Here is a 24,175-nt window from a genome sequence, read left to right on the forward strand (position 1 = left end):
GGGTTGTTTCTGGTAAACCTTGGGTTGTTGTTGTGTAAAGAGGGGTCCCCACAACAACTATACAAAAACAGTCAGTGCCAGATTTTTTGATCTGCTAATAATCAGTGAATAAACAGCTCTTAGCGTTGACAGGGTTCCCGTACCAGCCCAATCCAAATCAACGCGCCCAAAGCCCCAAGTCCACCCAGCACGATACCTAAAGCCTGATACCCATAGAGGTTCAACACTGTGCCGCCGACAAGCGACGCTAAAAGTATCCCCACATTCATGAATGCAGTGTTAAGCGACATCATGGTGCTGCGATATTTTGGCAACTGCTCAATAATGAGGCTGCCACCGGCGGTTGAAGCCATAGCGGAGAACCAGAAGCGCAGGATACTTAGAAGCCCAGAGAGCTCTGCAGTGGGCATAAAAGTGAACACCAAGGTAAGCATGCAAGCGATCACAAGAGTTAAGGTTCCAAGCCTCTTGCGTCCAACACGGTTTACCATTAAACCCGCGATTGCTCCACCTACCGCCGCCATGATGTTTGCCACCAAAAAGTAAATTGTTCCCCATGCAATCGGCTCCGCGAATTGTTGCCGGTAGAAAGAAATGGTAAAGTAGCCGATGCCGCTTTCGCAGACCATAAACATAGTGACTGATAACGCGGCAATTCCCGACACGCTTGAGAATGCTTGTTGGCAGGCCACCGAAAAGGGCTCCGGTATAAGCGTGGTTTTTGGTTTTGTGTGGTTTGGTACAAATAGGGTAGCTAAGACTAAGCTGGTTAGGGCAGAGGGTAAAGACAGAATGAGGGTGACGCTTCGCCAATCCAGAAACGCTGACATCAAACCCACCAGTGGGCTGCCGATGACGAAAGCAAGTATTGTTGAAGCAACAATTACTCCGACAGCTTTTCCTCTTTTCTCCAGCGGGTAAACGTCGCCGATTATCGAGTAAGCCATCGTGACAACAATCGCTAACCCAGCGCCCACAGCGATGTTAGCGGATAAAAGCAGCGGAAAAGTCGGCGCAAAATAGTAGCCGAGAGCAGCTAAAATGTTGCAGACTAATCCGCAGAGCAGCAACACTTTGTGGTTGAAGCGGATGCTTATCACAGCCAGCACTAAACCGAAAACTATGCCTGAGATTGCCCCCACCGAAGCCGCCATGCCTGCTGTGCCGACTTGAACTTGGAAGCTTGCAGCTATATCAACCATGAAAACTTGGAAGGCAACTGTCACCAGACAAGTAGATAGCGCTGAAAGAGCTAACGTGGAAAGCAGAAGCCTACTGTACACTAAAGGTGTATCTGCAATGCTTTTCTCCATGCCAGCCACCTTTAATCATATGACGTATATAAAATGAATCGAAGTATCCCCTCTGCTACCCCACGCACCAGCCGAACCGCTCGATATCAGCGGGGGAAAGATGCTGCTCCACCATTAAATCCCGCAGACACACCGGATCCGACTCTAGATAGTCGCCTGTACATGCGTAGGCTCTGCCCCGGCATCCTCCACAGGCTTCACGGTACTCGCAGGCGCCACATTGCCCCTTAAGCATCTGCCTGCTCCGCAGGGTGTTGAGGATTTTGGAGCTACTCCAAATCTCCCGCAGGCTCTGCTCTCGGATGTTGCCGGCTTTTATGGGCAGAAAGGTGCAGGGGTAAATGTCGCCGTTGGGGCGCAGGCTAAAGTACATGTTGCCCGCGTGGCAGCCGATGCCCTGATGGATATAGAATTCCTTGATGAGCAAATCCTTGGGTTTGGTTCCGTGGCTGCGATGCATCTCCAGAGCGATTTCGGGGTAGAGTGGAATGCCGCCTGACATAGTGAAGGTCATCTCGGAATCCTCCTGGCGGCCCTGAAGCCACCGGATAAGGTTAACTCGCTGCTGCTGCGTCATAGCCTGATCCATAACGTCCTTGCCTCTGCCGACGGGCACCAAATCATACACCGCCACCTCATCCACGCCTAACCCGTAGAGAAAATCGATACGCCTAGGCATCTCCGAAACGGTGTCTTTAAGCGCCATAGTGGTAACAATAACCTCCAAGTCAATGTCTAAGCAGGTTCTGATGGCTTTGACAGCTTGGTTAAAGGTGCCGGGAAGATTACGGAGATGATCATGCTTCTCGGGGACCACAGAGTCAATGGGGATGCCGATGGCTTTGATGCCTGCCTCCTGCAGCTGCAAAGCCGTATGCGGCGTGATGAGGAGCCCGTTGCTGAGCAGCGCGGTTATTATGCCGAGGTCATCGCAGCGCCGGGCAAGGGCTAAAACGAAGTCTTTGCGCAGCAGGGGTTCGCCGCCGCTGAAAATCACTGCCCGGGTGCCTAGGCTGTGCATCTGGTCTATGGCGTTTAGGGCTTCTTTGAGGTTGAGTTCGTTAGGCATGGCTTCGCGTGCGGAGACGTGGCAGTGAAGGCACCGCAGGTTGCAGGCGCGTGTAACGGCATAGGAAACTATAAGGGGCGTGTTGGGTTCGCCACTTAGGCCTTGACCCAGCAGCTTCTGGCGAAGCATGAGTTCAAGGAGCTTAAGCGTGGTTCCCATGGCCTACGCCATCTTAGATTTTAGGTCGAATAATCCAGAGCTGGATAAATCGCCGTAGTAGCCAGGCCACCGCAAAGATGAGGGAAACCGCGATTACCACTATCATGATGTTGGGTCCGATGTCAAAGGCGTCTTCGCTTAGGTTCTGGGCTAAATCCACGATTTTAACGTCATCGATAGCTGCCAGTGCATCGTGTCCAAAGTAGTATTCGGTGCCACTCATAACGTTGCCTTCGGGGTTCTGGGTGCCTGAGAGAATCTGGACAGCTTGCTCTTTGCCGTCGACGTAGAGGTGCATGCCGGTTGCTGTACGCGCGAACTCCACATTAACCCACTGGTTAAGCGGCACAGGCTCATTTGTTACGATCTCGTTTATGCCGCCTACGTCGGTGCATACAAAGCCGCTTAATGCGCCTTCGACGTACTGTTCGCCGTTTTCGGGGGTGCCTGCGCGGATGGCTAAGCCGAGGATGCGGGTGGTGTTCTGCCAGGCGCATGCTTGGTCGGGGTGGTTGCATTCTACGACTATGTTGTTGTATGTGGCGTCTTTGTAGCCGGGAACGTAAATCCATGCTTGGATGTCGAAGTACTTTTTGATTTCGAGGTTCGCTGAGATGTCAATGTACATGGGTTCTGGCATAGGTGGGAAACCGACGACGAATTTAATGGGGACATAGACGAGGTTGTCGCCGTCGAACTGCATGGCGCTGCCTACTTTGCCGTCGATGATTTGGGGCAGAGGATGCCCGCTGACTATCCCGTTGTTAATTCCCGTCGCGTCTGCCGTTACGTTGCCGCTGTCGGTTGATTGTATGCTATCAAGGGTCCAGTGGCCTACGGTTGCCTGTGTATCCATTGCCTGGGTGCTCGCCAGAAACATTGGGGAAATCAGGGTTGCTAAAAGAAGAATCGTGAAGACCGAGGTTTTTCTTTGAAGCATCATTTCAGTCACATACCTTGAAGCATCAATGTCATAGGGTTGCTTATAGCTCTCCCTAGAGAACAGCATGGTTCCCCGAAAAGAACGGGCCTGCAACAACGTGACCATACGGTAATATACCATCGCTGCCTATGCTTGCTGTATGCGCAAAATAAAAGCCCAAAACAGCTACCTCAAAAACCAAACCAGAAAAAACCTGGCCAAAGCAGCGCTTTGCATACTGATATTTGCTGCTGCCCTCTTCGGGTTGGCTTGGCGGGTGCTCTCCACATTGCAGGTTGGACAACTTGAGGCGGTATGGCTGGTTTTTTCGCTTCTCCCGCTTGGCGCATCCTATTTCTATCTGCGTAAATACCGCATTTACCGCGGCGGTTGGGAAGGCGAAAAACAAGTTGCGCAGCACCTAAACAGAATGCTCAGCGATGATTTTTACCTTATAAACGACTTGTACCTGGGAAGCGGCGGAGACATCGACCACGTGGTTTTGGCGCCCAGCGGGGTGTATGTTTTAGAAACCAAGAATTGGAGGGGCACCGTTAGCTGCAGGGGCGATGAGTGGCAGCGGGAGGGCAAACACGCTTCAGCCAGTCCTAGTCTTCAGGTGAAACGCAACGCAGCAAAAATAAAGCGCTTAATCGGGAACGCTCCAGCATTGAGGTCTTTGGACGTTTGGGTTGAAGGCATCGTTGTGTTAACTAACAGGCATGCCAAAATCCACCTGAGCAACCCCGCGGTGCCTGTCTTAAAACTTGAGCAGCTCCCCAGCTACTTATCCCGTCAAGGCGCTCGCCGACTCAGCGGGGAAGAACTGGCAGCTATCGGGAAAGAGATTGTGAAGCATAAGGCTTAGTTTGTCTCGTTTGGGGCGGCGTGATGCTTAGCCACGCTTTGCGTTTAACGAGCGCAAAGGAAGTTACCGCGGTTACAAACAGGCTAATTATGACAAAAGAGTTGGATAGCGCCCGCTCGCTGTTCTCAAGCGTCGAGAGAAAAATCGAGACGCTGCAGTACAGGGCAAAGCCGCCTAGCGCAAACTGGAGGATATGAAGCGCTTTTTTGGCTCTGCAAGCCTGCGTCTTTAACCAGTTCAGGCCCCTCTCCACACGTTTGGAGACATCAGGCAAGTCGTCGAGGAACAGCGCTAAACCACCTAGGAAAAACACGCGCCCTGCATTGACGGCTACTGTGCTGTTATCTACGAAGAATAGGCTTAGCAGCGGAATCGGCGTAAACACCATCACAAACGCGGAGGATGAGGCCAGCACGAAGAAGCCGTAGACGTAATGGTGGAAAAGGAACCTGCCAGTGTGGAGTGCGCGTCCGATGGCGGCGCTGGGGAAGATGTTGATGAGGGCTGCGGCAAGTGCCAGCCAGAAGATGTTTCCATCGAGGAGATAGGGCGCGTAGGGTTTCCAGTAGGGGTAGGCGTGGTAGTAGCCGTAGATTATGCCTGCGACGGAGGCTATGGAGATAAGCGAGTTAAAGATTAACGCTATGCTGAATGTTTTTTTAAGGATTACCCAAACGGAAGTAGCCATGATTATGCCATGCCCTAACTGAGCCTGTAAACCGAGTTTTAGCTACATGGTTTGCCTGCAGGTTTTTATAATTAACGCATGTTGAGGGCAAAAACAGCAACAAAAACGGCTGCATAAGGGCCTGCAGGCTTAGCTGCTCCACAACGTCTACCCCCCTCTATAAATAGCGTCTCAAGAGGCAACCGATATTGCTTCAGGGCGCTATTCATGGAATTCCAGAGGATAAGTGGGAATATAGTCGGGTGCTGATTGGTCGTCGTTAGGCATTTCCTCTTCAGGAGCCTCCTTTTCGCAGGCGCGGCGGAGGAGCAGCGGCGCAATAAGCGTGGTAATCATAATCATGCCTAGAATCGCGGCGTAGGTGCTTTGGGCTATGGCGCCGGCTGATATGGCGACACCTGCCACGATTAGCCCCACTTCCCCTCTTGAAATCATGCCATAGCCCACTTTGGTGCCTTTACTGCGGTCTTTAAGGAAGTAAGCCGCGGGTATAGCACAGCCAATCATCTTGCTTACAACAGCCACTACAACTAGTGCAGCGAAGAAAGCGTAGAAGAACCAGTCAGTTGTAACGAAGGCTCTAAGGTCAAACTGTGCCCCTGCCAAAGCAAAGAACACAGGCGAGAAGACAACGCTGATTTTTTTGGTGTAATCGCGGATTTTCTCGATGACATTTGAGCTTGCCACAGCCATGCCTGCTGCGAAGGCCCCGACGATGGGAGATAAACCAATGGCGGCAGCTAAAGCGGATGCGCCGAAGCATGATGCGGTGGCGGCGGCTTCCACGGTTGCATCGTGTTTGCCTTTTGAAGTCCAGTTGATTATGCGTGGAACCACCAGGGAGGAGAACACAGTCATGGCTAGCCAGAGCCCCAGGGAGGTAGCGATGACCGTGATTATGTTTAGGGCGTTCATAGGGGCTGAGGATGATATGAAGGAGACGATGACACCTAAAATCGCAAGCCCCAAAACATCATCCACGACGGCTGCGCTAATCATCATGCGTGACTCTACCTTTCGATGCTGATTCATCTCCTGCAAAACCAGCGCCGTAATGGAGATGCTGGTGGCTACGAGCGCGGCTGCGACGACCATACTGGTTATTGTGTCGAAGCCTAAAAGGAACGAGAGCCCATAGCCCATAGCGAAGGGAACAATTACACCGGTGGTTCCGATTATAAACCCAGCGGCGCCTACTTTGCGGAAATCCTTAAACGTCATCTCTAAACCTGCAACAAACAGAATGAGGATGCCACCGATTTCTCCGAAGGCTTTGACTATTTCGTTAATTTGAATAAGCGGGGTTCCGTTGATGGCGATTATGGAGCCTAAAGCGTATGGTCCAAGTATGATTCCAGCGGTTAATTCTCCGAGGACCGCGGGGATTTTACGCCAAGAAAAGATTTCTCCCAGAACCTTGGCTGAGAACACCAGAATGCAGATGGTGACGATTCCTGTAAGTGCACTGTCTAAAGCCAAGGGAGACACCTTTCCTTAGTGGGCACACCGTTAATTACCTATTTAAAATTAGCCCAATGAATCCTAATTTTTAATCATAAAGAGAAAATGTTTGTTTTTAAAAAATGGAAGAAAATTTATGGGTTTGGTTTACATCTTATGGACGATTTAGGCTTTTGCTAAAGTAATCTCCATCGTGGAAACCATTCTGGACTTGCTTTCTCCCTCACGTGGCGGCATCTCGGCAGTGCCAATGGCAATCTTAGATACTTTGAGGTCTTTAATGAACCGGTTTCTTGCGATCTCTGCTACGTCAACTGCGGTGGTTATGGCTTGGCCTCTGGCTTTTAGGGTGATTGCTTTTAGGTTGCCTGAGGAGAGACTTGTGATTATTGCCAGAACATAGCTCATGGGGGGTTTGTTTCCGACGAAGATAACATCTGCATTTTCAGTCATATCTATTTACTCCTTTATGATGCTTAAGTGTAACGTTGCTGTTTGCGCTCGGCTGAGCGGAACGTTACTGCAAAATTAAGTGCCAAAACTTCCTTATAAGTCCATTGAAAACCATGCCATTTAGAGACAGATGTTCAACAAAGCGGGTAAGAAAGGCTTTTCTACAGCCTGCCCGTATTTGGCTAATACAAACGAGACCCGAAAAGCTGTGCTGACCAAACTAAAAAAGCAAATCCAGCAACTCCTCACCGGACAAGCAGAGATAGCGCATAAGATGGGGTTAACACCCAACCACATCAGCGTAATCGGCTTCATCTTAGCCTTCGCCTCCGCCATCTCCTACGCCCTGTTCACCCCCCAAACCAGCTGGCTGCTGCTTCTAGCTACATTTTTCCTTTTGGCATCAGGCTACTGTGACACAATGGACGGCATCGTCGCCCGTACCTTTAAGCAAAGCAGCTCTTTTGGCGGCTTCTTTGATTCGGTGCTGGATCGATTCGCTGATGGCACCTCATATGCCGGGATTATTGTTGCGGGGTTATGCAGTGCAGCGTTTGGTTGGTACTGGGGAACCATTGTGGCGTTGTCTGCTTTGGTGGCTTCCATGCTGGTAAGTTACACCCGGGCTAGAGCTGAGATAATTGGGGTAAAAATGGAGTCGGTGGGTATTGCGGAACGCGCCGAGCGTATGCTTATCTTGGCTGCGGTAAGCATAATCGGATTCTTCAAACTCGAAATTCTCGGGTACGGCGTAGCCCTTATCGCGGTACTCTCAGCAATAACGGTTCTGCAAAGAGTACTGCATGTTCATAGAGAATTAAAGAAAAAAGCAGCAGAATAGCCGCTTAGTATCTTCTTTTATAGCCTCTGGAATGTCGCTCGTTTTCAGCGCGGACCTTAACGATGCCGCGGTGAACAGCGCATGAGATACAGTAATATTTCGTGTCAACCCACGAAGCTAAAAATGTGCCTTTCTGCCTGAGTTCCTTAGCTAACTGCGGCTCTACGAATGATACTCTGCGAGTAGATCGTTTCGCCTTGTCCCGTGGCACCATTGCACCGCAATTTACACATTGAACAAGGGTACTGCTTCCTTTGCTTCCTTTAGCTCTTCCTCGGCTTTTTCGCTTACTGGGCATTATTTTGACCTACTTTTTTCCTTTTTGTTCCATTTATTGAATTAACTATCTTATATATCTGCCTTAACTTTGCCCGTGAAGCCATGGAAGCAAATTGTCTTCAGGTAAGCATTTTTACCGTGAGACTCGGAGTTAAGCAACTCTTAAATTATGCGCCTCGCCTATTTCTTCAATTAGTAGTTAAGCCTATCTGATTGTCGAAGTGAACCTTTATGGCGGAAATTGGTCTGAGAACAAAAATGCTTGTAAGAGACGTTATGAGCAGCCCAGTGGTAACGATGAGTGAAGATGAAACAGCAAACCGTGCTGCCTCAAACATGGACATGAACGATTTAGGCGCCGTCATCGTACAGAGCAACACAGGAAAATCCATCGGCATAATAACTGAACGCGACATCGTTAAGCGGGTTGTAGCAAAAAACCTCAAACCCGACACCGTTAAAGCCAAAGAAATCATGACTACCCCGCTAGTCACCATAGAGCCTGAGGCAACCATCACTGATGCCGCTCGAAGGATGACTCGGCTGGACATCCGGCGGCTAGGCGTAATCTACAAGGGCAATCTGGTAGGCATCATCTCAAGCAAAGATATCCTAGGCGTTATGCCTGAACTTATCGAGATTATGCAGGAGCGTCAACGCATCGAAGGCGCCGAGAGCACCGAGGAAACCGAGGAGGTTCCGCTCTCAGGTTACTGCGACCGCTGCAACGCTTACTCTGAGAGCCTCAAGGAACGCAACGGACAAAACATCTGTGATGAATGCCGCATAGAGCTTGAACAAGAAAAATAATTTTTCTTTTTTTTTCGGCGCATGCTGAGGGTTGAATTCAGCTAGGCCTGTTTCAGTGAAATAATCAGAGTTTGGTTCAGAGAGTTCCAAGCGGGTCAAGTTTCCATTTCACAACTTGAAAAGCCTCGACATGCCGCCTTTCTCTAATAAGTTGGTATGCTCTATACTTAGCCAAGCACCTGATGGCCTCAGAAACAAACTCTACTTCGTCTGCTGATTTATGAAAACTCATCGCCTTTATCTTCTCAGCCAATGTTGCATCTATATCAACGTAGATTTGGGGCTTAAACTCCACGGTGGTTGGCGTTTCATATAACAATACATTGCTAACTGTCCTGCCTGCGGATATGCCAGCGTTGCCTCCGTTCCGGTGGTCCTGATGCCTATCGTGGGGGCTTGGAACAAAAACGATGTCAGCTCTGACTTTTCTGAATTCACGTTCTATCCAAGATACAGAGTCGACATCGTCGGTTAGCTTGCCATCCTCGAAATCAGCGTAAACCAAAGAGGCACCGATAAGCGAACAAGCGGATTCCGCTGCCCTTAGCCGCTCCGCCTTTTCTCCGCCTCTTTCGCCCCCAGTCAACAAGAGAACTGTAACATCAACGTTTCTTTTTCTATAAAGAGCCAAGGTGCCAAAGCATCCGCTTTCAACATCATCAGGGTGACAGCCTACAGCCACTACAGATACCGTTCGCTTTTCACCGTCCTTATGGTACTAAACAACCTTTACATGTGCCCAAACAGAAAGGTAGACTGGGACTCTATTTAGGTTACCCCGTTATCTGCTGGCGAACTTTCCCAGCCAATCAGCTATTATTTTTTGCAGAAGATTCCTTGTTTATGAGACTCGACCATGTAAAACGGTGGTTTGGAGCATCAAAATTAATATCCCAATAGTGGATTAGTTCATGGCAGAGAAGCTTTTCGGGGGCCAGCTAATGAAGGATGAATGCGGCATCTGCGGCAGAGTTATGCGCACCACATACATGCGGCAGTGTCAACGCTGCAAAAAAATGTTCTGCCGCGACTGCATGGTCCCCGATGTAGCCACAGGCGACCCCAACGCCATGCTTTGCCTCCACTGCGCCCGCAGGATTGTTTCTCCGCGAACCGTCTCCAAATATGCGGGTCTGGAGAGTCACCTTAAATTCCGCGCCGCCTTCACAGACAAAGTAACCCTCAAATTCGCACGCATCGACGGCTTAATCGGCAGTAACCTACCCATGGCGGCTTACCGCGAAGAGGCATGGTGGAGCAACACGCCCTCAGGTGTCCATGCGAAGGCGTGGCTGAATGCAGGCTGGGAAGTGGAGCAGGTAAACCTCAAAGAGGGCACAGTAACCTTCCATAAAGTCCGCGTTCTACCCAAGAAACGCAAGAAGAACACGCTGGAAATCACTGAGCCCTTCACGCCTGTGCGGGTGCGTCCGCTGCGCTCCAAGGTGCCCTCGAAAACCAAGGTTTCCAAGCTTTATGCAAGAATCAAGAATCTTGAGCGGCAACGCAACATGCCCCAGCAGCCCTTAAGGGGCTTTAAGCCTAAGTCAAGGTACCAAAAGAAGCTTTTTAAGTCCAACCAGAAACCACATAGCTGATGAGGCTGCGGTTAATTGTTGACTGAGCAGACAGTGGATTTAGGCGTTGAAGAAGCGTTTTCTAAGGTGAAGTCCGCTTTGGTAGGCGATGGCTGCAGAGTGCTCGGTGAGGAATCCGGCAGCATGCTTGTTGTGTCTCAGGGCTCGCTGATGGGGATTGCGCCGAGAACCGCCAAGAAAACCTTAAAGGTCGAATTTGAATCGGCGGAAAAGAGAACAACTCTGCGTTATGCCTCCACGATTGCGAGGGACTGGAAATACGTCACTTTAATCGGGTGCGTCTTCGCGGTTATCCTTGCGGCGGTGTGCCTCTGGATGGCTTGGGATCTAGACACGTTTATGGCAACGGAGCAGACGAGTGCTTGGAGTTGGCTGATCAGCGCATATGGCACGGTGGATTATCCGGTGGGCAGGGCATTCGCCGCTCTCGTCAGCGGATTAGCCGTGTTTCTCTTTGCCGTGGTTGCCATAGAAGCCGTTGTGTACGTTAACGTGAAGGCAAAAATCAACCAGTACGCCCAAGAAATTTTGGGCAAAATCAGCTAGGGGATTCACCGATTTGTTTGCCGCATTTCTCGCAGTAGACTGCGTATTCCTTGTTGGGGGCGCCGCAGTGAATGCAATATTTACTCTTCTGCTCTGCCGAGTTACCGCCCGAATTTTCGGAGCTGACTTCACTTAAGATTCGGGGTCGCCTAGCCGACCACACCGCAAGCGCGATGGAGGCCGATATGGCGAAGATTATGAAGGCAAAGAGCAGGGGGTTCTTTAATATCAAATTAAGGGACATTTCCAGTGGTTGCTTAACAGTGGGGTTTGGGACGTCAGGTGATTGGGTACGGGTCGGGTTTGGTGTTTCACCCGTAGTAACCGGCGCCGGGGTAGGGGTGGAGGTGGCATCTGGTACGACGGCTATGGCGGGAACGAACTGTTTGCTTTCATCTATAGTGTAGATCATGGCGTTTTGGCCCGTGAAGGCGTCTGGAAGCTGCCCGATCTTGAAGTTGTTGCCGGTGGTTTCACAGTAATAGTAGGTTTTGTTGGAATCCGAAGGGTAAGTCCAGTATGTGCCACGCAGGTTACTGCCCAAGATGCCTACTGCATAATGGTTAGGCGGGTTAATGTAGACGGTGCCGTAGCCCAGAATCAGCGTCAGGGAAGCAAACAGGATAGAGGTGTCCTCGCAGTCGCCGCCGTCATCCACCAGAGTTTCAATGGGGAAACGGGGGTACTCGTCATGCCCGGTGGTAACTGAATCCGAGGTATAGGGTAAACTCTGCACGAACGCGAGGATAAAGCTGACTTGATCAAAGGAGCTGTAGCCCAGCTGAGAGGTGGTCTCGTTGAGTTTTCGGGCAAGAACATTGAGGTAATAGTCCTCGGTGGTGGTTAAGAATCCGTAGCCTGCGGGTCCATCGCGTGTACGGCGGTTATCGGGAACCGCGTCGTAGGCGTCGTATAGGGCGGTGGGTATGCTTAGGTTCCAGGTCCAATGTTTGCCGTCGTAGTCCCAGGCGAAGTTTTTGTCGTAGTAGCCGCTGGTTTGGGCGGCGACGGTCACCTGCCTGGGCACCATCAGGGGCAAAGATATAGTGAGGGCTAAGCAGAGGATTACTATAAGCCGTAAATGCTTCACATTAAGACGGGCACTCATTTTGTACATTGTTGGGCACCTAAAAAAATTCGTACGGTTATGGTTAAACCTTCCCCCAAAACTGCTTTTTGGGGCAGATGAGCGGTATGAGCAGTTTGCCAAGGCAGCGCAAGCCAAACGCGGTAAAACCAGCAAGAAGCCCGTGGATGCGCTATTTCTGTTTGATTATGCCGTAGCTCTGCTTCTTCCAGGCATCCCGGAACTTGTTGTAGTAGTCGACTCCTTGGAAAACAGGCGCATAAGTCAGTTCCCACTCTAATCCGCATTTGCAGATTGCGTAGGCTTTCTTGTTTTTGGTGTCACAGTAGACCTGCAGCAGTTCCTTGCGGCATTTAGGGCAGTAGTAGGGGCCATTTACCATTTGCTTGGCGTCTTTGGTTAAGATTTTCATGCGGCTGGCGCCGACTTTATGGAGGTCTTTAGCATGGGGTTTGTCCGAACTCATCTAAATCAATAAGGATAGGCTAAAAGTCAAAGATATATCTATTCCATCAGAAAAATAGAAAAAACGGCGGAGACAAGCAGCAACACCTCCAATCGTTAGGCTTTTCAATTATTTTATTGATTTGTTTCCGTTATGTTTTTGAGAATTACAGAGTGGTTTGTGTTAACTTGGGCGTCATCGCCTATTCCTGTGTTTCGAGCCCCGCCGCAACAATACCGCGGATGCCTTTGAACATAAAAAAGTAGCTTCCCAGAAAAAAGGAAGAGAAAATTACCTTTTCTATGTTGGCGGTGGAGGTGGGGGTGGCGGCGGAAGGTCTTGCACTGCGCCCATCTGAGTTTGACCCAGATTCATGTTGAGCAGGAAATAGAGGATAAAGCCGAAGATTATGTATGAGAGTATGCTGACGAATTCATAACTATAATCGCCCAGAGGTATGTCGGAAATCCATGAAAGTATCGAAATGCAGAAGATGGTTCCGCCGAACAGAAACGCTTGCGGGAAGGGCTTGAAGGCTACTTGGTTTTTTATAGCAAACCAAATTCCCATCAGTGACAAGCCAGTGAAGCTGAAGAATATTTCATAAGTGTAGGGGCTAGTGAGCGCGTAAGTTCCTCTTAGAGCTACTCCGAAGCAGAACAGCAAAACAACCATGGCGACATAGCCTATTATCGTCAGGGTGAGGTTTGGTCTGTAAACAAAAAACAGGTACAGGCCCCCCGCGATCAGCAATGCAAGAAGGAAGGAAGCGGGCATGTATAGAATATCGGCGATTATTCCCAAAGTCGGATTGTAAGTTGCGGTTATGTAATCTTTAGGCAAGGTGCTCCAGTACTGTATGTTAGATGCTAAGCCGACCAGCACTATGGGGACTGCGTAAGCCACCCCCCATTTTAGAGCGTTGCTTGCTTTTTTGTCTGAAGCTTTAAAATAGAACAATGTCAGCAGCCCAAAGGCAAAGAAGTCCAGTATCGTGATGCCGAAATCGCGTGCAGCCATCAAATCATAATCAATTGGAGGGGGCAGCGTTTCGCCATTAGTGTTAACGATTGGCTCAGCGTTAGCTAAGTAAATAGTTGTGCTATTCACCGCTGTTCCGATGATCAATATGATGACGTAGATGCTAATGTAAGTTAATTCACGTTTGCCTGGTTTCCAGTGTTGTTTAATGTAGTCAAAAGCTTGTTTTGTTGTGAAATTCAATCCGAGGATGTTCATGGACAGCAAATAGAGCGATTTATCTATTTAACACTTTGCAAGCGGACAGACGCAACCTAAATTAAATGAACATTTGCCAAGAAACCGCAAAAAAAATTTAGAAATATGTCAGTTAAGCCACCTATATCTTGAGGGATTCCAATCCAAATCTACGCCAATCTAAGATGCCCTAGGGGGTCAATCTGACTCGGTCGCGGGGGTACAGCGTCACTTCGCGAATGTTCTTTTTACCTGACAGAATCATCGTGAGCCGCTCTAAACCAATTGCCCAGCCTGCATGAGGCGGCATGCCATAATCGTAGGCTTGCAGGTGGAACTTGAAGGCGTCGGGGTTGAGGCCCTTCTCTTGGAGCCGCGAGATAAGCTGGTCTTTGTGGGCGATGCGGGTGCCGCCTGAAACCAGTTCGATGTAGCGCCACATTAAATCAAAGCCCTCGCAGACCTTGGGGTTGTCGTCCCGTGGCTTGATGTAGAAGGCTTTAGCGTGAGTGGGCCAATCCGTAACAAAGTAGAAGAAGGGGTAGAGTTTGCCGAGTTCACGGAAGGCTTCGGTTGGGATGTCTTCGCCCCAGGGAATTTCAACGCCGTGGGCTTTGAGGTCATCTAGCACCTGCGTGTAGGTGAGGCGCTTAAACGGCAAAGCGGGAACCTCAAACTTGTAGCCTAACGCCGCCAGTTCCGCTGCGCATTTCTCTTTGACAACTTTGCATGCGTGGTGAATAACCTGTTCCAGCAGCGCCATCACGTCCTCCGCGTTGGCGAATGCCTGCTCGATATCTATGGAGGTGAATTCGCTAAGATGCCGCCGTGTGTGGCTTTCCTCGGCGCGGAAGAAGGGGCCCACCTCAAAAACCTTCTCGAAACTCATCGTTAACTCTTCCTTGTAGAGCTGGGGGCTCTGGGCAAGGTATGCTTTCTGCTCGAAGTAGTTTACGCTGAAAAGCTCCGCGCCGCCCTCGGTGGCTGAGGCGATAATTCGGGGAGTATGAATCTCCAGAAAACCCTTCTCAAAGAGGTAACTGCGGACTGCTTCAAGGGCTGTGTGCTGGATTTTGAAGGTAGCTAACGTTTTTTCCTGTGTGAGGTCGAGTGCTCGCGCATCGAGTCGCGCTTCGATGTTGGCGGGTGTCTTGCCTGTGATGTCGATGGGCAACTGCTCGGTGGCGCTGTTGAGGATTTTGATGCCGGAGGGAATAACCTCGATGCCACGGGTGGTCATGTTGGTTTTTTTAACGGTGCCCTTAACGGCTAAGGCGTAGCGTTTCTGCAGCAAATCAGATTTCGCTAAAACTTCTGGGGCGACGCGTTTTTTTGGAATGGTGACTTGGAGGGTGCCCTCGCGATCTTGGATTATGATGAATCTGATGCCGCCTAGGTCTCGGACTTCTTGAACCCAACCGAACAGAGTGACTTCTTGCCCGTCTAGTTCAGGTGACACCTGAATGGTATAATGAGTTCTAACCCATTCGCCGATAGAGTCCAAGTTCATGCTCTGTCAACCTTTTAATCTGCGATTTCTACGCGAAGCGACATCTTGCGTGTTTTGCTGGCGATCTCCTTAAGTGCCTTTAAATCCATAGGCAACTGTTGACCACGTTTCCGCCTGAGGATAACTCTGGTTTCGGTGGTTCCGTCGGGGAGCCAGATGGTGTTGATGGTGAGGATGCTGAAGGGTACGAAGAGGTCTTCGAGGAATTTGCGGTCGTCAACACCGTGTTCGAGCACACGCACGTTTTTGCCAGTTTCGTCACCGATGGTTTTGACGATTTTACCGCCGTAACCTAAGAGTTTAGGGACATCTCCATGTCCGACGAGGATGGCTAACGTCTTTTCGACATCAACTGCTTTGTAGAAGCAGACGTTTTGCAGGGAAGGATATTTCTCTTCAAGATTGAGCAGTAAGCGGGCGATTTTGAGGTCTAAGTCACTAATTTCGCCAGCCTTAACTTTAGCTGAACACTTTTGGCACAGTATGCCGCTTTTAAGGCAGAAACTGCATAGTTCTGTTTTCATTTGGAGTCGTTGTTCCTGCAAAGGAGGAGTGGCTAAATCGTTTTTAACGGATCAACTTTATTTCTATGGTGCTGACTTTCGTGGATCCCTGAGTGGCTTCTTCGGGGTCTTCTTCATGTGGCGAGAACTGATCAGTGCCGATTCCTATGCTTTTGATCTTCACATCGGGCAAGAATCGGTGTCTGACAACTTCTGCGACGTCGATGGCTCTGCTGATGGATCTACCGCGTGCTTTTATGCTGACTTCTGTAGCGCCGCCGTGGAAGAAGGTGATGCAGGCGAGGACATAATTCATGATTGGTTTTTTGCCGATTAAGACTGCAGCGCTAGTGGTCTCCGTCACGGTTCCGCTTCACTCCTAGTTTACTTTTTAGTGGTTCACTACCATTTTTTTGAAATAAATAGGTTGTGGTGTTGGCGGCTTGTTTCAACTGGGAATTTTTGGGGTGGTTGCAGCTTGGGTCTTTATTGGTTATCGGTAATCATGCCTTATGGAAGCATCAGATTCATAAGCAACTTCACTATTGTAAAGGTTTAATTTAACATAGATAGCAATAAGTGACCAATGTGGAACCCTTAACTAAACGTTCAATACAACTCTTAAAAACTCTCTATGAAAAAGGAAAATCCACAAACACCTACACATTAAGAGTTAAACAGGACGAACTCTCGGGTCAACTGGGCGTCAGCCGCCAAGCCCTTAACGTTCATCTGCGGAAACTAAAAAACCGCGGATACATCCGCACCGGGCGGGGTTTTATCGACGTAACCGAGAAGGGACTTAGCGCCTTAGGCGTTTCTACCACGCCCGCATTTATTCTACTAAAGATTTCACCCATCAAACGCATACATGTCTACGAGCAACTCCGCGAGTTAGCGGTTTCACGTGCCTTCCGAATTGCAGGCGAAGTGGATGCCTTAATCATCGTTGAACGGGAGAACCTTGATGAGTTCCTCAAGAGTCTCTACACCATCGACGGGATAGAGGACACCCACTCCTATGTCACCATAGAAGTTATCAAGTAAACCCCTTTGAATCCAAACCCCGCTATGTAGACAAAAGGTATATCAGACACGTAAACATCAAAATGTAACCCTAAACGGAAGGAACATAGAAAATGCCGATATTAGATCCAGTCAAGAAAACCATCGCGCAGAAGCACCGCTTGTACATGAAAATCTGCAGAGACTGCGGCGCACGCAACGCAGAGACAGCGCTGAAATGCAGAAAATGCAAGGGCAAAAACCTGCGCTGGAAGAAACGCGAAATAGTGAAGTAATAGTTCACTTTTTTCTCCCTATTCTAATCTTTGTCTAACGAGAAATCATTTTACAGGCAACAATTTTTCTCTGCCCCCTTTGCCGAGTTTGCTTCTTTAAAATTCGGCGGGGTGATTCGCTTTTGGCAAGTAGTTTCCGCAGCAACTGTAATCGTTTGGTGCGTCACAGAACTTGGAAAGTTTTATACACCAGGCTATTTTGCTTGTCCGGTGCATGCATCTTTTTGGTGCCTTCATTCTATATTGCCAAGTTTCCAACCGCTTGCCCCTCTGCCCCTCATACCATAATGGCAGACAAACGGTGTATAATAAGATGTATAAATAGTTTGTGTTCATAGCCCAAAAGGGCCAAGGAAAAAAAGACCCAGCAACTGCAAACCATCCTACCGCCTAAGAAGCAAGTAAAACAGCCCCCAAAACCACCAGAACCACCAGTTAACTCTACAAACCACGAATTAAAACAACAGAATATGTGAAAATAAAGAAAAGATGAGGCTGCTTATTTGGCAGCTGCTTTCGCGAGTTTCTTAAGGATTGCTTCTTTGGCGATGGTGTAGGCGATTGCGTAGTCGAAGAGTCCATCATTTGCGGCGGTGGCTTGCTTGATCATTTCCACTTCTGTCTTGATTTTGAGTTTGCCGATGGCTAATGCACCGATGCCCCATACGCCCGCCTTAAGCGCTACTCCGTCGTCGTTGGGCCCTAACCCTTCAACACCCAGCGGCTTAATAGCGTTGATGTCACCGACGATCTTGCAGTTCGGTGCAGCATCAAGGTCAGCTTTGCTTAACAACTGGATTCCGCCTGCGCCTGCGGCAAGGATAATTTGGGCGTCTTTTACTGCTGCGGCTGTCTGCTCTGGCTTAGCAACTTCAACAACCTTAACACGTTGAGCTCCGCATTCAGCGTTGATTTTGTCGGCAACCACCTGTCCCTTGGCCAGCGAGCGGCTGCTGATGGTTACGTCAGCTTTCTCGGAGGCATAGATTCTAGCTGCAGTTTGACCAACCGGACCTGTGCCTGCTAGAACCGTGACTTTTTTGCCCTCTAAGCTGCCGAGGCCTTTCTCCATGGATGCACCGAAGGTTTTGGCGACTGCGGCTGCGGCTGTGCTGTATCCGCCTCTTGGGTCAACGATGATGCTGTTTCCCCATGGCGCCGATTTCATGGCTTTCTGGGTGGCTGCGACGACTTTTTCGACTTCTTCAAAGTTGCTGCCGTTGATGAAGACTTTTGTGTGGGCTGCGCCTGCGGGTCCGCGTGGGAAGAGCAGGTCAAAGACGATTTTTGGGGCGTCTTCGCTGTTGACGTTTTCGTACTTGAATATCATGGAGTCTGGGAATGCGTCTATGGCGACGAGCATGTCGAATGGGCTACAATATTTGTCTGTGTCGAGGAAAACGAAAACTGTTTTGAATGTTGGTTGTGCCAATTTATTTACACCTTTATGGTGTCTGACACAGTTTGGGCTTTTAAGAATTATCCAAGCAGCCCCCTGATTTTTGTATCTTGATTGACTGCTTAGCATGATATTTAGGGGTGAACTTGTCGGGTTTGTCTGCTTGTTTTGCTCGTTTTTTTCAGGCTTAATCTATCGGTATTTAGCTGAAGTTTTTTATATGGAGGAATCCTGATTAAAGCAGTATCTGGTGAACAGTTTGTCTGTCGATTCCTTCTCTAACAACTTGACGGAAGCTTTCGGTGCTGATAAAAAACAGTTCAACATGTTTTTCGAGAAGATGATGGATGGGTTTGCTTACCATCGAATAGTCGTAGACAAAGATGGAAAGCCACTTGACTACGTATTTCTCGAGGTCAACCCTGCTTTTGAAAAGATGACGGGGCTGAAAAGGGAAGAAGTCATAGGCAAAAAAGTCACCGAAGTTCTAAAAGGTATAGAAAAAGATTCTGCAGATTGGATTGGGCGATACGGCAAAGTCGCTCTCACGGGGGAGCCTGCTCAGTTTGAAAGTTACTCGGGGCATCTTGGGAAATGGTATAATGTTTCGGCTTACAGTCCTGAGAATGGCTACTTTGTAGCAATATTTGAAGAGATAACGGAACGCAAAAAAGCTCTGGAGGAGATTAAAAAAGCCAAAGATGACTGGGAACGCACGTTTGATGCCGTGCCTGACTTAATCGCAATAATCGATTTAAATCACAGGCTCGTTCGAGCAAACAAGCCAATGGCAGAACAGCTTGGAGTTACACCCCAACAGGCTGTCGGACAGAAATGTTATAAGTGCGTTCATGGAACAGATGCTCCGCCAGAGAATTGTCCACATACACAAACCATCGAAGATGGACAGCGGCATATCGCTGAGGTGCATGAGCCACGGCTTGGCGGTGACTTCATCGTCAGCACGACACCTCTGAGGGATCATAACGGGGAACTCGTCGGTTCTATCCATGTGGCACACGATATAACAAAACGTAAACAAGCCGAAGAGGAACTGAAAAAACTCAACGATGAGTTAGAAGAAAAAGTTCAGCAGCGTACAAAAGAAATCGGTAAAGAACGCCAGCGCCTGTACAACGTTCTGGAAACGCTTCCCTCCTATGTTTGTCTTCTTGATGAAAATTACAGTATGCCGTTTGCTAACAAGGTATTCAGGGAACAGTTTGGCGAATCTAAAGGTGGGCGCTGCTACGAATTCCTTTTTAACCGTGACTCTCCCTGTGAGGACTGTGAAACCTACAAAGTCCTGAAAACTAAGCGTCCACACCGGTGGGAATGGACAGGCCCCAACGGAAGAGACTACGACATCTATGATTTTCCGTTCTATGAAGCGGACGGTTCGATGTTAATACTTGAAATGGGTGTTGACGTAACTGACCGCAAAAAAGTAGAAGCTACAGTCCAGACAGAACGCAAAAGACTCTACGATGTTCTAGAAACGTTACCCACCATGGTTGCCCTTCTAACTCCCGATCGCCATATTGCTTTTGCAAACCGGAGCTTCCGCGAAAAATTCGGGGAATCAAAAGGTCGATACTGCTACGAATCCTGTTTTGGCAAGGCTGAGCCTTGTGGATTCTGCGAATCCTTCACACCTTTGAAGACTGGTAAACCACACCATTGGGAAGTTAAAACCTCCGATGGCAGCATTATCGATGCCCACGATTTTCCATTCACGGACGCTGATGGCTCACCAATGATTCTAGAAATGGACATGGACATCACTGCACAAAGACTCGCTGAGAGCGAGTTAAAAAAATACAGAGAACACTTAGAACAGCTAGTTACAGAACGCGCCTCGCAGTTACGTGAAAGCGAACAGCGGTGGGCAACTACCCTATCAAGTATTGGTGATGCTGTAATAGCTACAGATACGGATGCCAAAATCACTTTTATGAATGCAGTTGCCGAAGCCTTAACTGGCTGGACACTAAAGGAAGTTGAACAGAAACCTATCGCCCAGGTTTTTAACATAATAAACGAGCAAACAGGGGAAGAAGTGGAGAATCCAGTTACAAAGGTCCTAGAAAAAGGGGTTATTGTAGGTTTAGCCAACCATACTTTGCTCGTACGCAAAGATGGAACCAAAATTCCAATTGACGACAGTGGAGCGCCAATCGTAACCAACGATGGAGTATTCAAAGGTGTAGTGCTTGTCTTCCGAGACATAACTGAACGCCGGAAAGCTGAACGTGCATTAAGGGAAAGTGAAGAACGCCTCAAGAGAAGCCAAGAAATCGCTCATCTGGGCAGCTGGGAACTTGATTTGGCACAAAACAAGCTAACGTGGTCTGATGAAGTCTACAGAATCTTTGGGCTTAAACCTCAAGAGTTTGGGGCAACCTACGAGGCTTTTTTGGCCGCTGTTCACCCAGACGATCGTCCTGCAGTGGATCAAGCGTACTCTAGTTCAGTCAGCGAAGATCAATGCGGCTATGAAATCGAGCACAGAGTTGTAAGAAAAGACAACGGTGAAATAAGAATTGTCCATGAGAAATGCACCCATATCCGTGATGAGACTGGCAGGATTATCCGCTCTTTGGGCATGGTTCATGATATTACTGAACGCAAAAAGGCAGAAGAAGCCATTCAGCGCCAAGCCGCCCTCATCGATCTGAGCCCCGACGCAATAATCGTGCGTAAAGTAGATGGCACAATAACCTTCTGGAGCAGAGGCGCCGAGAAGCTGTATGGCTGGAGCAAAGCAGAAGCCGTCGGAAAAAGAACGCATGCGCTTCTCCGAACAGAGTTTCCCCAGCCCTTCGAAGTTATTGTTGCGGAGCTTAAAACCAAGTTTAGCTGGAGCGGCGAGGTTGTTCAGCATACCAAGGATGGACAGGCAGTTACGATGCAGAGTTGGTGGCTTGCTGAGAAAACCGAGCACGGCGAAGTTACAAGCATCTTGGAATCCAACGTTGACTTGACTGAACGCAAGGAGGCTGAACGTGAAATCGCCCGCTTAGCCACTTTCCCCACTCTTAATCCTAACCCAATCATAGAAGTTGACTTGAACGGCGAAATAACCTACGCTAACCCCGCAACTAAACTGCTGTTCCCAGACCTTGAAAAAGAGGGTTTGAATCACGTTTTCTTATCCGGCTGGAAAATAGTCAAGCAGGCCTTCGCCGACAAAAGCATAAACGCCTATGGAACAGAAATGGAAATCAACGGTCACTGGTACCATCAGCAGTTCTATCGGTTCCCGCAGACCGAGTTGATACGTATCTACACAACCGACATAGATGAGTTGAAGCAGACCGAGCTTGCGCGTGCTAAAGCGCAGGCGAAGCTGGAAGAAAATGCCCTGGTACTCGAGGAGTATGCTAGCCAGATGGAGGAGCTTGCTGAACAACGTGCCAAGCAGCTTCAAAGCGCCGAGCGATTAGCCGCCATCGGACAGACTGCGGGTATGGTGGGGCATGACATCCGCAACCCCTTGCAGGCAATCACCAGCGATATGTACATCATAGCCCAAGAAGTCAAGGACCTGCAGGATGGCGAGAGCAAAGAGGCTATACTTGAAAGCATAGAATCCGTCAACCAGAATCTAACCTACATTAACAAAATCGTTAGCGACCTGCAGGACTACACAAGACCCCTAAAACCCAACCTCCAAGCATCGGACCTCAGCGAACTTGTCGAGGGCACCCTATTAACCATAAACATCCCCAAGGACATAGAGGTCCAAACGCAAATACACGCTGAAGCCCAACCCATCGTAACCGACGTTGCCTACATGCGTAGAATCCTAACTAACCTCATCACCAACGCAATCCAAGCCATGACCAACGGAGGCAACTTAACCATTGCAGCCTCAAAAAAGGAAAGCGCGGTCGCAATAACCATTCAGGACACAGGCGTAGGTATCTCCCAGGATGTGAGAGCCAAAATGTTCACGCCGCTTTTCACCACCAAGTCCAAGGGGCAAGGCCTGGGTCTAGCGGTGGTTAAACGCTTGGTAGACGCGTTAGGCGGCACCATAGACTTTGAGAGCCAAACGAACTCGGGGACGAAATTCATCCTCCACTTCCCCCTCTCCGCCAATGTGAAATCCACTGCTTAAGCTGCTCTTTGGGTGACATATGCTTTAGGAAAAGAAAATTTTTATATGACGAGCCGCTGACTACAGGGACATGGCGCCCAGAAACCGAAAAGCACACAAAAAGCCAATCAAAACCGAAAAGTTAGAAACCAGGAGAGGCAACAAGTCCCTTTTATTGGCTTTAGGGGTTGTTGTAGTAGTAGTCATAGTTTTGGGGGTTGTGGCAGCAGTTAATCCCTCATGGAATCCAGCCAACGCGACGGTTACACCTGCGCCTACGTCTTCCCCGACTGCAACCCCGATTTCCTCGGCTGAAGACCCCTATTCAGGCGCCAAGCAGGTTATCATCCGCACCACCATGGGCGACATCACGGTGGCGCTGCGCAACGACATGCCTATAACCACAGGCAACTTCCTGAGCCTAGTCAACGAAGGTGTATACAACGGCAGCCAATTCCACCGCGTCATCGACGGCTTCATGATTCAAGGCGGCAAACCCGCAGACAACGGCTTTAGCAGAACCGAAATACCCAGCATAAAAGACGAGTTCACCGACACCAACCACAATTACAACGGCACCCTATCCATGGCAAATGCGGGGCGAAACAGTGGAACCAGTGAATTCTTCATCAACGTCGCTAACAACAACAGCACTTACTTCGACGCGAACTATGTGAGCTTCGGCAAGGTTGTTTCTGGCATGGACGTGGTCATGGCTATCTCGCATATTCAAACGGACTCAGATGATGCACCCACAACGCCTGTAGTGATAATCGGCGCCAAGGTGCTATCATAAACCAATCGCCCTCTTCTACTCTTATTCTAACGCGATATTTTGTTTGCAATAGGCATAACTAATAGACCGCACATACTTTTTGCGGTCAAAGATTATGTCAAACCAAAACCCAACTAAAATCCTGCTTCACACAAGCCTTGGCGACATCACAATCGCCCTACGCAGCGACATGCCCATAACCGCTGGGAACTTTAAAAGCCTAGTTGAGAAAGGCACCTTCAACGGCACCATCTTCCATCGTGTCATCGATGGCTTCATGATTCAGGGCGGCGATCCCACCGGGACAGGCTACGGTGACCCTAAAATCCCCAACATCAAGGATGAATTCACCAAGAAAAACTTTAACGACCGCGGAACCCTCGCTATGGCAAACGCGGGCCCCAACACGGGCAGCAGCCAATTCTTCATAAACCTAGTCGATAACAACTACCTTGACAGCAAGCACCCGGTCTTCGGAAATGTCGTGGAAGGCATGGATGTCGTAGATAAAATCGCCAAAGTAAAAACCAACGCACGCGACAAGCCCTTAACGGCCGTCACGATTATCTCAGCGTCGGTGCTGCCCTAAAAAATTAAGAAGCTAAAAAGTAGCTACTTTTTCTTCTCTTCTTTAGGCTTGGAGCCGATTTCCACAACTTGGATGCTTATCTGATACTTTTTGCCGCCAGCCACCATCTTGCCTGTTCCATAGTACCCTTTGCTGCCGGTTTTGAAGTCTTTTTTGTCGATGATGAAGTTTTGTTTATCGCCGTTTAACTGGATGGTTGCCATGTTGGGTTGTTCACTCATTTCTGTATCTCCTATGTT

General features: G+C 49.1%; 26 protein-coding genes. 10 read left to right on the top strand and 16 right to left on the bottom strand.

Translation table 11 applies throughout. The features are described 5' to 3' along the window. Positions 1 to 119 precede the first annotated feature (119 nt). Genes NWE93_14345 through NWE93_14355 form a run of 3 tightly spaced genes read right to left on the bottom strand, consistent with a single transcriptional unit; the run spans position 120 to position 3,484 of the window. The gene (locus tag NWE93_14345; GenBank protein MCW4001409.1) at positions 120 to 1,313 is read right to left on the bottom strand and encodes an MFS transporter; all 1,194 of its coding nucleotides are present in this window, start codon (positions 1,311 to 1,313) and stop codon (positions 120 to 122) included. Positions 1,314 to 1,368: 55 nt separating this feature from the next. Next, entirely contained in the window at positions 1,369 to 2,541 is a 1,173-nt protein-coding gene (locus NWE93_14350; protein MCW4001410.1) for a radical SAM protein, read from the bottom strand. Positions 2,542 to 2,554: 13 nt separating this feature from the next. Continuing rightward, positions 2,555 to 3,484 carry a LamG domain-containing protein gene (locus NWE93_14355; GenBank protein MCW4001411.1) on the bottom strand — a complete coding sequence of 310 codons (930 nt, stop codon included), beginning with the start codon at positions 3,482 to 3,484 and terminating at the stop codon, positions 2,555 to 2,557. Positions 3,485 to 3,623: 139 nt separating this feature from the next. Here NWE93_14355 and NWE93_14360 point away from each other — a divergent pair, with 139 nt between their 5' ends. Continuing rightward, the gene (locus tag NWE93_14360; GenBank protein ID MCW4001412.1) at positions 3,624 to 4,331 is read left to right on the top strand and encodes an NERD domain-containing protein; all 708 of its coding nucleotides are present in this window, start codon (positions 3,624 to 3,626) and stop codon (positions 4,329 to 4,331) included. On the opposite strand, the gene NWE93_14365 is transcribed toward NWE93_14360, so the two are convergent. The 3 genes from NWE93_14365 to albA (NWE93_14375) all read right to left on the bottom strand — a co-directional run bounded on the left by NWE93_14365 (position 4,297) and on the right by albA (NWE93_14375) (position 6,933). Continuing rightward, positions 4,297 to 5,019 (bottom strand): hypothetical protein, encoded by a 723-nt coding sequence (locus tag NWE93_14365; GenBank protein ID MCW4001413.1) that lies wholly within the window; start codon positions 5,017 to 5,019, stop codon positions 4,297 to 4,299. The genes NWE93_14360 and NWE93_14365 overlap by 35 nt on opposite strands. Positions 5,020 to 5,220: 201 nt before the next feature. Next, on the bottom strand, positions 5,221 to 6,498 hold the full coding sequence (locus NWE93_14370; protein ID MCW4001414.1) for a cation:proton antiporter: 1,278 nt from the start codon (positions 6,496 to 6,498) through the stop codon (positions 5,221 to 5,223). Positions 6,499 to 6,645: 147 nt separating this feature from the next. Further along, positions 6,646 to 6,933, bottom strand: coding sequence for a DNA-binding protein Alba (gene albA / locus NWE93_14375; GenBank protein MCW4001415.1), 288 nt, complete (start codon positions 6,931 to 6,933; stop codon positions 6,646 to 6,648). Between the two features lie 178 nt (positions 6,934 to 7,111). On the opposite strand from albA (NWE93_14375), the gene NWE93_14380 reads away from it, so the two are divergent. Then, positions 7,112 to 7,774 carry a CDP-alcohol phosphatidyltransferase family protein gene (locus tag NWE93_14380; GenBank protein ID MCW4001416.1) on the top strand — a complete coding sequence of 221 codons (663 nt, stop codon included), beginning with the start codon at positions 7,112 to 7,114 and terminating at the stop codon, positions 7,772 to 7,774. A gap of 4 nt (positions 7,775 to 7,778) precedes the next feature. On the opposite strand, the gene NWE93_14385 is transcribed toward NWE93_14380, so the two are convergent. Beyond that, on the bottom strand, positions 7,779 to 8,072 hold the full coding sequence (locus NWE93_14385; GenBank protein MCW4001417.1) for a 30S ribosomal protein S26e: 294 nt from the start codon (positions 8,070 to 8,072) through the stop codon (positions 7,779 to 7,781). 212 nt (positions 8,073 to 8,284) lie between these two features. Here NWE93_14385 and NWE93_14390 point away from each other — a divergent pair, with 212 nt between their 5' ends. Further along, on the top strand, positions 8,285 to 8,863 hold the full coding sequence (locus NWE93_14390) for a CBS domain-containing protein (protein MCW4001418.1): 579 nt from the start codon (positions 8,285 to 8,287) through the stop codon (positions 8,861 to 8,863). Between the two features lie 76 nt (positions 8,864 to 8,939). Here NWE93_14390 and NWE93_14395 read toward each other — a convergent pair whose 3' ends face one another. Further along, positions 8,940 to 9,545 (bottom strand): PIG-L family deacetylase, encoded by a 606-nt coding sequence (locus tag NWE93_14395; GenBank protein MCW4001419.1) that lies wholly within the window; start codon positions 9,543 to 9,545, stop codon positions 8,940 to 8,942. Positions 9,546 to 9,774: 229 nt separating this feature from the next. Here NWE93_14395 and NWE93_14400 point away from each other — a divergent pair, with 229 nt between their 5' ends. Continuing rightward, a complete protein-coding gene (locus NWE93_14400) occupies positions 9,775 to 10,461 on the top strand; it encodes a PHD finger domain-containing protein (GenBank protein ID MCW4001420.1) in 687 nt (228 codons plus the stop codon). Positions 10,462 to 10,479: 18 nt separating this feature from the next. Continuing rightward, entirely contained in the window at positions 10,480 to 11,007 is a 528-nt protein-coding gene (locus NWE93_14405) for a hypothetical protein (protein MCW4001421.1), read from the top strand. Here the strand turns inward: NWE93_14405 and NWE93_14410 are convergent. The 6 genes from NWE93_14410 to albA (NWE93_14435) form a co-directional block, all read right to left on the bottom strand. Then, a complete protein-coding gene (locus NWE93_14410; protein ID MCW4001422.1) occupies positions 11,000 to 12,124 on the bottom strand; it encodes a zinc ribbon domain-containing protein in 1,125 nt (374 codons plus the stop codon). The two genes, NWE93_14405 and NWE93_14410, sit on opposite strands and share 8 nt — an antisense overlap. A gap of 142 nt (positions 12,125 to 12,266) precedes the next feature. Next, positions 12,267 to 12,560: a hypothetical protein gene (locus NWE93_14415; protein MCW4001423.1), complete on the bottom strand. Its 294-nt coding sequence runs from the start codon at positions 12,558 to 12,560 to the stop codon at positions 12,267 to 12,269. A 279-nt stretch (positions 12,561 to 12,839) separates the two neighbouring features. Continuing rightward, positions 12,840 to 13,778, bottom strand: coding sequence for a hypothetical protein (locus NWE93_14420; GenBank protein MCW4001424.1), 939 nt, complete (start codon positions 13,776 to 13,778; stop codon positions 12,840 to 12,842). A gap of 169 nt (positions 13,779 to 13,947) precedes the next feature. Next, entirely contained in the window at positions 13,948 to 15,267 is a 1,320-nt protein-coding gene (gene aspS / locus NWE93_14425; GenBank protein MCW4001425.1) for an aspartate--tRNA(Asn) ligase, read from the bottom strand. A gap of 14 nt (positions 15,268 to 15,281) precedes the next feature. After that, a complete protein-coding gene (locus NWE93_14430; GenBank protein MCW4001426.1) occupies positions 15,282 to 15,791 on the bottom strand; it encodes a hypothetical protein in 510 nt (169 codons plus the stop codon). Between the two features lie 43 nt (positions 15,792 to 15,834). Continuing rightward, a complete protein-coding gene (gene albA, locus NWE93_14435; GenBank protein ID MCW4001427.1) occupies positions 15,835 to 16,134 on the bottom strand; it encodes a DNA-binding protein Alba in 300 nt (99 codons plus the stop codon). A gap of 224 nt (positions 16,135 to 16,358) precedes the next feature. Between albA (NWE93_14435) and NWE93_14440 the strand changes: the two genes are divergently transcribed. Beyond that, positions 16,359 to 16,817 (top strand): Lrp/AsnC family transcriptional regulator, encoded by a 459-nt coding sequence (locus NWE93_14440; GenBank protein ID MCW4001428.1) that lies wholly within the window; start codon positions 16,359 to 16,361, stop codon positions 16,815 to 16,817. Between the two features lie 92 nt (positions 16,818 to 16,909). Next, positions 16,910 to 17,071 (top strand): 50S ribosomal protein L40e, encoded by a 162-nt coding sequence (locus NWE93_14445; protein MCW4001429.1) that lies wholly within the window; start codon positions 16,910 to 16,912, stop codon positions 17,069 to 17,071. Between the two features lie 499 nt (positions 17,072 to 17,570). Here NWE93_14445 and NWE93_14450 read toward each other — a convergent pair whose 3' ends face one another. Continuing rightward, entirely contained in the window at positions 17,571 to 18,503 is a 933-nt protein-coding gene (locus NWE93_14450) for a hypothetical protein (GenBank protein MCW4001430.1), read from the bottom strand. A gap of 226 nt (positions 18,504 to 18,729) precedes the next feature. On the opposite strand from NWE93_14450, the gene NWE93_14455 reads away from it, so the two are divergent. The 3 genes from NWE93_14455 to NWE93_14465 all read left to right on the top strand — a co-directional run bounded on the left by NWE93_14455 (position 18,730) and on the right by NWE93_14465 (position 23,936). Beyond that, entirely contained in the window at positions 18,730 to 22,593 is a 3,864-nt protein-coding gene (locus NWE93_14455) for a PAS domain S-box protein (GenBank protein ID MCW4001431.1), read from the top strand. 280 nt (positions 22,594 to 22,873) lie between these two features. Further along, entirely contained in the window at positions 22,874 to 23,368 is a 495-nt protein-coding gene (locus tag NWE93_14460) for a peptidylprolyl isomerase (protein ID MCW4001432.1), read from the top strand. A gap of 94 nt (positions 23,369 to 23,462) precedes the next feature. After that, complete coding sequence (locus tag NWE93_14465) at positions 23,463 to 23,936, top strand: peptidylprolyl isomerase (GenBank protein MCW4001433.1); 474 nt, start codon at positions 23,463 to 23,465, stop codon at positions 23,934 to 23,936. A gap of 23 nt (positions 23,937 to 23,959) precedes the next feature. Here the strand turns inward: NWE93_14465 and NWE93_14470 are convergent, their stop codons facing one another. Continuing rightward, the gene (locus NWE93_14470) at positions 23,960 to 24,157 is read right to left on the bottom strand and encodes a hypothetical protein (GenBank protein ID MCW4001434.1); all 198 of its coding nucleotides are present in this window, start codon (positions 24,155 to 24,157) and stop codon (positions 23,960 to 23,962) included. Positions 24,158 to 24,175: the final 18 nt, after the last annotated feature.

The organism is Candidatus Bathyarchaeota archaeon, from assembly GCA_026014735.1.
Classification (GTDB): domain Archaea; phylum Thermoproteota; class Bathyarchaeia; order Bathyarchaeales; family Bathycorpusculaceae; genus Bathycorpusculum.